At 43.2% G+C, this 3,203-nt stretch carries 4 protein-coding genes; all 4 read right to left on the reverse strand.

Annotated features, from left to right (window positions below; all coding sequences use genetic code 11):
* Positions 1-604, reverse strand: a 604-nt coding sequence (locus tag G5B12_RS16710; RefSeq protein ID WP_174088910.1) for a VirB6/TrbL-like conjugal transfer protein, CD1112 family, incomplete at its 3' end; no start/stop codon positions are given.
* Positions 605-616: 12 nt separating this feature from the next.
* Complete coding sequence (locus G5B12_RS16715; protein WP_017144663.1) at positions 617-832, reverse strand: Maff2 family mobile element protein; 216 nt, start codon at positions 830-832, stop codon at positions 617-619.
* Between the two features lie 123 nt (positions 833-955).
* Complete coding sequence (locus G5B12_RS16720; RefSeq protein ID WP_173742454.1) at positions 956-2,842, reverse strand: VirD4-like conjugal transfer protein, CD1115 family; 1,887 nt, start codon at positions 2,840-2,842, stop codon at positions 956-958.
* Positions 2,839-3,203 (reverse strand): PcfB family protein (locus tag G5B12_RS16725; RefSeq protein ID WP_174088912.1); only part of this gene is annotated, 365 nt, incomplete at its 5' end. The genes G5B12_RS16725 and G5B12_RS16720, both read right to left, overlap by 4 nt.

The raw sequence follows: 3,203 nt of genomic DNA on the forward strand, positions 1-3,203 counted from the left end.
AAGTATAAAGGTAAATTTCTATCATTCTTCCGTACAAAATAACGGTTATGATGATTGACAGAATCCGCATGGTAATACTGATCAGCAGCGTTTCCATGGATAGCAGGAACAAATCCCCTAACTCCATATCCTCCAGGGCATCCACAATCCGTGTAATTGCTTCTGTTGCATCCACCGCAGTGTTTCCTGATATCACCCCGGCGGCATTGTTGACCACATGTTGGCCAACGTCAAAGACCGCCATCGTGATATTGAACGTATTTGTCACCAGATAAATGGCCACATACGCTTTGAAGATCCAGAGGAAAATGTTATAAGTCTCAAATTCATGGAAATTGTTTTTCTGTGTTACCATCGTGATCAATTCATAGCACAGGACAAAGGTGATGATCAGTCCCGCAATGGGGACGATCACCGTTTGGGATATATTCTGAATCAGATTAAAAATCCCTGCATTCCATCCCTGCGGTGTCTGTCCCACCTGCCCGGCTATGGTTCCCACCTGCTCATTGACAGACGTGAACATGTTATCCAAACATGACTTGATAAGTCCGATCAGGATATCCTTTATCGCTTCCGTAATTCTCTCAATGATGGTGTTCATCTACCACTCCTCTTAAGAGAACAATGTTGCCAGCTGTGGAATCAGGGTAGTTCCCAGCAGCATGATTCCGGCACCAGCCATCAGCTGTTTGATGCCCTGGCTCTTAGCGCCGGGATTGTCATTTCCATATCCTTCCAGAAGGTTTACGACACCCCACACACCAAGACCTGCGCCGATAGCGACTACAAGAGTTTTTAAAGTTGTAATTGCGCTGCTAAAAAATGCCATATATTCATAAACCAAAACTGACTTCTTTCAGGTGTTTACGGGAATGAAAAAACACCGACTAAAAAGCCGGCGCACCTAATGTCAGTTATTCCTTTCCTCATTATTTTTCGTTCATTCCCAAGGTTACTCCGACAGTTCTACATGAATCACTTCCACCTCTTCTTCGGGTTTCGGTGTGTACTGCGGATTTAACTCTTTCTCTACTTTGTACCGGTTCTTCTCGTTTTCATCTGCAAGAAGCCGATAGTTTTTGTGTTTCGTGATATCATATTTATCCGAGAAAAATGGTCTGGCACCACGGATCTGCAGGATACATTTTCCTCCATCCATGACTGCAATCTCATCTTCCGTCATCAGCTGTTTGCCCGTTTTCTGGTAATTCAATCCAAAAGACTTCTGATTACTCCTCGTTTCCGAAGTGTTATACAGGTCAATGGTTTCCTTCCCCAGAAGCTCACTCATTTCCTTTAAGGTGGTTTTCTCTTTGCCACCAAGAAAAAGTGTAGTATCACAGTTGCCCAGAATGGTATCTGCACTATCCTTATACATTGCCTTTAACTGACTCTGCGACTGCAAAATAATAGAAGCAGAGATTTCCCTGCTTCGAATGGTTGCAATCAGCTTGTCAAACTGAGGAATCTGTCCGATGTTGGCAAACTCATCAGCGATGACACGCACATGCACCGGAAGTCTTCCACCATATTCATCATCTGCCTTATCGCAAAGCAGATTAAAAAGCTGTGACTGTAACATGGCAATCACAAAGTTGAATGTGGTATCCGTATCGGACATGATCAGAAACAAGGCTGTTTTCCTGTCACCGATCTTATCCAGTTCCATTTCATCGTAAGACATGATCTCACGAAGTTCTGCGATATCAAATGGGGCAAGTCTGGCTCCACAGGATATCAAAATACTTTTCGCTGTCTTTCCAGCCGCCATTTTGTATTTTTTATACTGTCTGACCGCAAAGTGCTGCGGATCTCTTTCTTCCAGTTCCTGGAACATCATATCCACAGGATTCTGGTAAGTTTCATCCTCTTCACGCGTTTCGCTTTCATTCAAAAGATCCAGAAGGGTATTCAGATTCTTTTCCTCTTCATCCCCTTCATACCAGATAAAAGCAATCAGTGCTGTGTACAGCAATTTCTCTGCTTTCACCCAAAAATCTTCGGAAGCTTTTTCCCCTTCGCCTTTGGTATTCACAATGATTGTTGTCACCAGCTTCAGGATATCTTTTTCAGACCGTATATAAGCAAATGGATTGTAATGAAGCGATTTTGAAAAGTTAATGGTATTCAAAACCTTAATCACATATGGCTCATGAACCACTTTTCCGGATTTATCTTTCATGATATTTCCATTCTTATCTTTCTTAGGCGGTCCCTTTGCTAACATCTTCCCGCACTCCTCAATGAGAGTGCCCTTTGGATCTGTAATGACCATGGAACAGTTCATCTGCATGACCGACGGCTTTACAAAAAATCGTGTCTTTCCGGAACCACTGCCACCGATGACCACGATATTTTTATTTCTCGCATACTTCGGCTGCTTTGGTCTGCTCTCCATGGTCAGTGCTTCTGTTGCTGTCAATGGAATGTTCATCCATGGATCTTCTGACATATAAGGCTTGATATCCTCTGCATTTCCCCATCTGGCTGAACCATACTCGATTCCTTTCCGGAGTTTCTTTGCATCTGCCTGTTTCTGCCAGACCAACACTTTCAGAACGACTGCAACAACAATACCTGCTAGCAGATCTTTCCAGTTATTGCTTAACACAAAACCAGCAAAAATCCGGTCTGCGTGTTCCATTGCATATAATAGTTTGTTCCCCATATCTTCTCCCGGACTGTTCCGGTAAAGAAAAAATGCCCGGTCTGCATAGAAAGCAGCCAGAGCATAAGGAATATTTGTAAGAACCAGTTTCTTTTTATCCAGGGCGGACAGCCTGACCCTGATCTTATTCTTCCATTTTTGCATCAGATTTTTACCGATTTGCTTTTTCATCGGCTCTGCTCCTGATGCCGGTTCTTTACTTTGTCCTTCGATTTCTTTGGCATCATTGCCCGGTAAGCTGCAAGACGCTTATGAATAGAAGGCTTATTCGCTTTTTGAATCTGTTTCTGGGAAAACTCACGGAAAGCAGCATTGAGGGCATCCTGATCACGTCCCTTGAAAAATACCAGATAAACCGGCGGCTCTTTGCTCTTGTCTTTTTTCAGAGCATAATTGATCCCGTATTTTCTGGCATAGCGTTCAAAGGACTTGATATTCTTATTTGTGATCTCGATATTGACCATCCCGGCATTCTGTTTTGCCAGCTCTTTTACCGTGACCTTTCCCTGTTTCGGCTGATTTTTCTGTGCTT

Source organism: Blautia sp. MSK.20.85, from assembly GCF_013317245.1.
Taxonomy (GTDB): domain Bacteria; phylum Bacillota; class Clostridia; order Lachnospirales; family Lachnospiraceae; genus Blautia_A.